This window comes from Haladaptatus ordinarius (assembly GCF_054177595.1).
Genome location: NZ_JBPEHH010000147.1, coordinates 1 through 7,404, shown reverse-complemented (window position 1 = coordinate 7,404; position 7,404 = coordinate 1). Strand labels below are relative to the sequence as shown.

Annotated in this window: 4 protein-coding genes and 2 pseudogenes; 1 reads left to right on the top strand and 5 read right to left on the bottom strand. The window is 55.1% G+C overall.

Annotated features, from left to right (window positions below):
• Positions 1 to 159: 159 nt before the first annotated feature.
• Complete coding sequence (locus ACR3FF_RS24580; protein WP_458190759.1) at positions 160 to 897, top strand: ATP-grasp domain-containing protein; 738 nt, start codon at positions 160 to 162, stop codon at positions 895 to 897.
• A 579-nt stretch (positions 898 to 1,476) separates the two neighbouring features.
• Here the strand turns inward: ACR3FF_RS24580 and ACR3FF_RS24575 are convergent.
• The 5 genes and pseudogenes from ACR3FF_RS24575 to ACR3FF_RS24555 all read right to left on the bottom strand — a co-directional run bounded on the left by ACR3FF_RS24575 (position 1,477) and on the right by ACR3FF_RS24555 (position 7,123).
• Positions 1,477 to 2,469, bottom strand: coding sequence for a transposase (locus tag ACR3FF_RS24575; protein WP_458190758.1), 993 nt, complete (start codon positions 2,467 to 2,469; stop codon positions 1,477 to 1,479).
• Positions 2,470 to 2,511: 42 nt separating this feature from the next.
• Positions 2,512 to 3,116 (bottom strand): annotated as a pseudogene (locus ACR3FF_RS24570) (IS6 family transposase); the annotation flags it as partial.
• Positions 3,117 to 3,138: 22 nt separating this feature from the next.
• A pseudogene (locus tag ACR3FF_RS24565) lies at positions 3,139 to 3,756 on the bottom strand (IS6 family transposase).
• A gap of 841 nt (positions 3,757 to 4,597) precedes the next feature.
• Positions 4,598 to 5,827, bottom strand: coding sequence for an MFS transporter (locus tag ACR3FF_RS24560; protein WP_458190757.1), 1,230 nt, complete (start codon positions 5,825 to 5,827; stop codon positions 4,598 to 4,600).
• Positions 5,828 to 5,920: 93 nt separating this feature from the next.
• Positions 5,921 to 7,123, bottom strand: coding sequence for an iron-containing alcohol dehydrogenase family protein (locus ACR3FF_RS24555; RefSeq protein WP_458190756.1), 1,203 nt, complete (start codon positions 7,121 to 7,123; stop codon positions 5,921 to 5,923).
• Positions 7,124 to 7,404: the final 281 nt, after the last annotated feature.

The window sequence follows — 7,404 nt, the reverse complement described above, 5'->3', positions numbered from 1 at the left end:
ACTCTAAACAGTCCTCTTTGTCAGGCAGAAAGACCTCGTTGACACTCTCTCTGCTGACCATGCTGGGGAAGGCTACGAACTCCAGTCATGAGAAAGTATTCACCGCTACAGATGAGCGTCAAAGAATTATCTTCTCTGCCACACATACATCTATTATCTATGAAGATCGCCGACGCGGAGCAGATCGGGATTCTCTGTGCTGATGATCAGCCGGTGTTCACTGCCGTCGCCAACCGACTTCGGGACGCGGGACACACAGTTCGATTCTTTGATCCGCGAGACGAACTCTCCCCGGCCCACATCGACAATCTCACTCTGTTCGTCAACAAACAGGTGTTCCCACTCAATCTCCCCGCTCTCAGGTATGCACGGCGAACGGGGACACGCTTGTGGAACAACCTCGTCGCGACGATTGCGTTGAGTTCACGGCTAATCGGGCTACGAGCGCTAGAGAGGGTCGGGTTTCGTACTCCTCGGATAACCTTCGAGAAACCCGAGTTTGAATACGTCGCAAAACCCTACTACATCTGGCACGGCGACCCCGAACTGAACGGTGAGGGAGGATTCTATCAAGAGCGGATCCACTCGGAGCCTATCGATTACAAGTATTACGCCGTCAACGATGGAGCGAGGGTCCAGATGGCGGCCAAGCGCGTTACTTCGAAGCTCTACGGCCCTAAACGATTCCTGAATCAGGTACGTCCTAAACCGTCAATTACGCGACGTCTTCACCGCCTCGTCACCCGACTCGATCTTCGTGGCGTCGGGATTGACTTCGTCAAAGACGACGAGGATCGGTTCTGGGCCGTAGACGTCAATCTCGCCGCAGGGTACCGGGACAGCGGGTTAGAACCGGCCCTCTATGAGTCGATTCGTGTAAATCTGCCCGCCCGGTAATCTGAGAGCCACTTTTTCGACCTAGCACCGAGGAGCGAATTTCTGCTAAGTGCAAGCTCTGTAATTGTAGTGCACGGTTATTTTTCCGAATAGACACACTGTGACCTCCTCCTCGCCGTAAACGGCGAGGCTTTCCACGGCACCGCACCGCTGGTTTGGGATATTTGCTGGTTGACGGCCTGTCGGTATGATAGGCCGATGGCGGGGCCACACCGCCGTTACTCCTATCCTGGCATGGGACTCGGAGTTATCTTGCTGACCGAGACACCACAGCGGTTCGAGAGGGTGTCTCGAACGTTCTGGGCCTCGGAGTCCCGATATTGTGCAATTGAGTGGGCGGTGTGACCGCCTCGGTGTCCGTCATATTATGAACCGATACTACTTAAATATCCGTAGTAGTGTCGATGCGTGGTTTGTCAAAGAGTTGTCAGATTCACTCCCGCCGTAAACGGCGAGATTCTCTCCTCGCAGAAAGATAGGTGTGAGCAGCGGTTGTGTCCCGCCAGCGAAAAATATGTCGTATATGTGTAATCTGATACAAGTGTACCAATTTATAGTGAGGGTGTCATAGAACTCTTGTCACACCGTGATCACGGTACTTCCCGGATTGTCTCCGCGTTCGTAGTTGGTGATTGCGATGACGAGACGAAGGCACAGCGCGAGGAACACTTGTGCACGTGCGTGGACGCGGCCTCGGGCGTGTGTTCGCCCGAGGCCGCAGTCCTTCACTGATTCGTTGGTTCGTTCGACTCCACTCCGCCGGTTGTACGTCTCGTCTAGCGTCGATTGCTTCAGCTGGACGTCCTTGCTGTGTTTTTCGATGCGGTCTTCGACCCTGTACTCGATGTCTTTCGGGTCGTCAGTGTTTCGTGCGTTGTACGGAGCGACGGGCACGACCCCTGCGGCCAGCAGGTGGTCGTGCCAGTCGAGTGTGTCGTAGGCGCTGTCACCGACCATCCAGATCGGTTGCTCGACGGCGAGCGCGTCACATGTGACGCGCATCGCCGTCTCTTCTGGTGCTTGTTTGCTCTCGGTGAACTCGGCTGCAATCGGGATCTTTTGCCCGGTCGAGACGATCGTGCAGCCGTAGCCGTAGTAGTACTCGTCCTCGGTCGGATCGTAGCACTTCGACGCATCTGGATCGGCGGGCATCGCCCTCACATCGGTCGAATCGATGCAGTAGGTCACGTCGAGCAGGCCGTGGCGGGCGGCTTGCTCGACGAGCCGGTCAACGACTTCGTCAACGACTTGTTCGAGGTCAGTGAGAAAGCGATCGACCGCGTCTCTCGACGGCGGTCGATCGAAGCCACAGCTCAGCCAGACAACCGCATTCCGCAGCTCTCGTTCAACAGGACGGATGCCGTAGATGTCCTTGTAGTAGCAGTGAAGTAAGCCACGCATCAGCTCTGGTGGTTCGTGGTCTCGTGTTCGCCCCGTCTGCGCCGGGGCGAACACGTCGAACTCTTCGAGAAACTCGAAGGAGAGGTGCTCGAACAGCGCTAGCGTCTCTGTCTCCACGACATTGAAGAAGGACTCTACCGAAGGATCATCTTGCAGGGTCGCTGAACTCATTCCACATCAGCGTTCACCCTGCTCTTTGGTGTGCTAATCGTTCTATGACACCCTCTTGTTGAGCGATTGATGCGGTCGCTGATGATTATAGTAATGCCAAACTGCTCAAACCACCGCTGAACCCTCGGCCGATTGTCCACCTATGAGTTGTGGAAGCGGTCGATCCGAATTTTAAGCGTATGAAACCATCTTTCGATCAGGTTTTGCTCGGTATAGTCGAGCTGACCGCTCAATCCGATTCGAAAGAAGGCAGTCCGATAGCCATAGCCATCGGCGAGAAACACGGCATCCGAGAGATCATATTTCTCGGCCAATTCAGAGAGAAATGCAGCCGCCGAATCAGTGCCGTGTTGACAAAACACGGCGAGGTCAAGAAGCAGTTTTGTTTCGGTATCTATTGTAGCGTGGACCAAAGACCACTCGCCGTTGATTTTGACAGCGGTTTCGTCAACCACGACCCGCGTCGGTTGCGCCGATGGTGGGTCTGAGATGCTATCAGATACTCGATGCACCCACTGAAAGATCGCTTGGTGTGACCGACCTATACCGAGGGGGGTGAGAATCGATTGTCTTTCTCTGCGTAAACAGCCGGCCGCGTGAAGCCGGATGGCGAACGCCCTGACGGGCGTCTCCGTCCGATCACGGTCGTGTTTAGTTTAGCGAATTCCATCAGACAGGGAACCCTTGCAGCCACATTTCTACGGTCGTTGGAGCGACGTGGCTGAAACTATTGCCAAACGAGAAGGTGTATCATTTTATCTTTTGAAAGATACGTTCGACAACATTCCGAATTTCATGGTGAACTGTGTGAAATCGGAGTCCTGCTCGGTGGAGTGCAGCCGCTAGGTGATGTAGGTGATCAACGATAAATACGGCGTCGAAGACGTCGTGTTTCTCACGAAATTACCCCAGAAACTGTTGTGCCAACACCGTTGTAGTCGTCGTAAACAGCCGTATATGCGGGGAATTCGTTCGAATTCGGATCGACGGCGGCATACAGCTAGAACCGCCGACTATTGATTCGGATCACTGTCTCGTCAAGTGCGATGTAATCCGGACTCGCGTCGCTGTCGGGCTGTAGATCTGCCTTCTGCACCCAATCGTGAAGGGCTTTCCGCGATCGTTCGATACCGAACTTTTCTCATTCTGAGACTGTATTCGAAAGTGATAATCAAGCCAGATGAAGTCGAATACCGAGTGTCATCAGCTCCCTCCGTGTCCGCTTTCGATCACAAAATCTAATTTAATCCAGTTGCTATAATCGTAGAGATGAACGATTTTAGCCAATGAATCAGCCGAAATTCGCTCTGTCTCATCCTTTAGTCAGATCTTTCGCCCGTGATAAGACAGTCACGACCGAGACTTGGCAAAAAACATATCGGCGACGTACATCGATCCCTCTTCTATGTCGACAACCGGTTTGTCGGTTACTTCACGACAGGCGTTGATACCAGGATCTCCCCAGCACGCGTTGATAAAGGCGTCAAACTCGTCTTCGTCCCGATTTGTTCCGGCAGCCCCCGACCCATCGCAGGAAGAAACGAGATAAATCCTGCAAATATATGGCAATTGGACTATAGATAGCTGCTATGGGACTTTTATTCTTTCCGAAACTATTTACACGATAGTGTCGATTTATGTGATGACTCACTTAGAGTCCAACTAGATTAATGATCTCTGAAATGTGTACATGGACGATGAGACATCTGGGCTTCGAAGCAGTTACGATCATCTACACGCAGGGTATCTCACAGGCTAACCATGCCGAACGACATAGTCATTCAGTAAACCCATAACAATTCAATACAACGGATTAAACGAAAATGAGACCGTTATCACTTCAAAATTTAATTCAGCAATTTCCTATATACTTTAAAAAATTAAATATTTAGTGACTACGTCTAAATACCTATGAAATTAATTTAAATATATGTATAGTTCTCAAATCGTGTATTGTCTTAATAAAGACGGGTAACTTGTTTTGAAACAATTGATAGGACACTGCCTAGTTCCGCACTTCCTCACTGATGTCTTTCCGCCGAGAGCTTGGTTCAGCTACGGCCTCCCTCACGGTAACTTCGGGTAACTCGTATCCTATGCATCGAGAGCGCCGGTCTCATCTACTGTCTCACCTGTCTGCCGAGAGTCCGGGGAGGAAGGTGAAGATGACAGCAACCACGGCGAGCAAGCAACCGAGTGCCACGAGCGCACTGTCGAAGTATCCTTCGTCGGCGAGAATCCCGACGAAGATCGACCCCGTCGACGCGACGAGAAAGTATCCGGTCCGTAGCAGTCCCCACGCCCCGTTGCGGTTGGCTGGTGGAAGGGCGTTGATGAGGTAGGTGTTCGTGACCGGCGTGATTCCCAGTTGGATGCCCATGAGAACGATCACGATTGCGATAGAAACCACACCGGAAACGAACGGGAGCACGAGAAGCGGTAGCACACTGACACCAGCGAGAGCGACCAGAACGGACCGATTCCCGTAGCGGCTGACTGCGCGTCCACCACCAATCTGTGCGACGGCACCGCTCACGAAAAGAGCCGCGAAGAGCACGCTAGCGGTCACCTCGTCGAGACCCTTGACCGTGATGAGGTACGTCGGCAGGAAGGCGGAGAGGCCCTGGAAGACGAAGACTCGAATCGTCTTCCCCCCGATGCCGAGCAGGACGGGACGACGGCCAACGGCCGAAAGCAGGCCCCGAAGATGATGGCGGGAAACTGTCCCTGTCGTCTCGGTCGGGGCAATCGGTGGAATGACGCGCCAGGCCAGCACTGTCGTAATCAAAAAGATCGGGACGACACCGGCAATCGGAATTCGCCAGCCGAACCGGGTAACGACCGCCCCGGCGAGGATAGGGAGTGCTGCGGCACCGAGACTCCCGACTGCAAGTGTGAACCCGATAGCCGTACTGTCGTTGTCGGGATACAAAGACGAGAGAAGAGTCCCCCGCGTGGGTCCGTAGAGACCGTTCCCGACGCCGACGAGCGCCGCCATCCCGAGGAACATGAGGAAGATTGGTGCGGCCGCGAGTGCACCGACGCTCACCGTCATGACGACTAAACTGGCGATGAGAACCTTCCGGTCACCGATTCGATTGCTCAACAGACCGGCCGGGAACTGCGAGAGACCGTACACTGCCCAGATGACGGTGATGGTAAATCCGGCGGTTGCGTTGTCGATCGCGAACGTCGCCTTGATGCCAGGCAACAGTACGGGAATCGTGATGCGCATGCCGAGAATCAACAACCATCCGAGGGCGATGACGACAAGTGCCCAGCCCCGCCCGTCTCCGCGCAGTGACGCGACCGTGCGCCCAATTTGCTCTTTCAACTGGAACGTGATTCGGAACGACATTCGATGGCGAATTGGATTATCTTACCGGTACGCTCTTGGTATACTTTCCGGCCTCGGTGATTCTGTTTGCTAGCACCGAATTTTCAACGAGAGTTACCAGGCCTCACGGAGCACCGACTCGATTTCTCGGGCGTTCGGAGTCAGTCCCACCGGTGTTCGAGCCATCGGTGAGTCCTCGACGATGAACTCGGCGATTGCTGGCAAATCCGCCCTTCGTGTTTCGGTGAGTTCCCGGAGACGCGTCGGCACGTCGAGTGCATCGCGCACTTCGGTTACTGCGTCGACGACCGCGTCAGCCAGTTCAGCATTGGAGTGGTCGGCCGAGTCGATTCCGAACCCGTTTGCCAGCACTGAACGGTTCGCATCCACTTCCGAGAAGAGGTACCGGAGAACGTGCGGAACGACCACCGCGTGTACTGCTCCCTGTTGGACATCGTACCGCCGGGCGAACCCATGTCCGAACGCGTGAATTATCGAGACCTTTCGGTCGAGTTGGACGAGCAACGAGCCGACGACAGCCCGGTCCATCGCCCAGGTGTGGGTGGATTCTTCGTCACCGGCGACATGTGGAAGTGCATCGCTCAGCAGTCGAATCCCGTGAACTGCCGTCGCGTCGGAGACGGGGTTCGCGTCCCGGGCGTATAGTGTCTCGATTCCCTTATCGAACCCGTTCATCGCCGAACCGGCCAGCGCGCTCGCGGGTGTCGTCTCGAACAGGGACGGGTCGGCGAAATCCGCGATGGGCATCCCCGACCCACTGACACTCATCGGCTGTCCCGTCGGTGACTCGGTCGCCGAGAGGACTTCGACCGACCCGCCACTCGACACGTCAGCCCCCGCGAACGTCGTCGGGACGACAACTACTGGCGGTCGGTCACCGTCTGTATCGGGTGAACGGATTTCCCCATCGTGTGCCTCGCCGCGGAGGTCGGCGAGCGACCGTCCGTCTGGAGCGAGAACGCTCGCCTGCCGGGCTACGTCCAGGCTACTGCCGCCTCCGATGCCAATAAGAACGTCCACATCGTTCTCCCGCATCGCGTCGATAACTTCGAAGACAGTTTCGGCCCGTTTCGCCGGAGTCGTCCGGTCGAAGACGCCGGCGAGACGGTCTCCGAGACCGTCTTCGACCGGGTTCATCAGGTCGACGTTCCTCCCGACGTTCGACCCACAGACGATCATCGCGCGGTCAAGGTCATGTTCTGCGAGGTAATCGCTCAATCGATTCACGCATCCTCGACCGTAGACCAGGTCGCAGCTACGGTACTCGTACTCGAACGCGTCGAGGTTTCCGAACATGGTTGGGGGGTTAGCGTGACTCCACTATGAAGATGGCTCTCATAGCGCTAAGGAAATTGAACTGCGCCTCGAACACCGTGGTCTATTGTAACCGACCTGACCAAGACGGTGGTCGGCGACGTGAAAAAGGTTCATCGCTCATCTGTAGCGGTGAATACTTTTTCATGACTGGAGTTCGTAGCCTTCCCCAGCATGGTCAGCAGAGAGAGTGTCAACGAGGTCTTTCTGCCTGACAAAGAGGACTGTTTAGAGTATCTGCGTGATCAGCGATGGCCGGACAG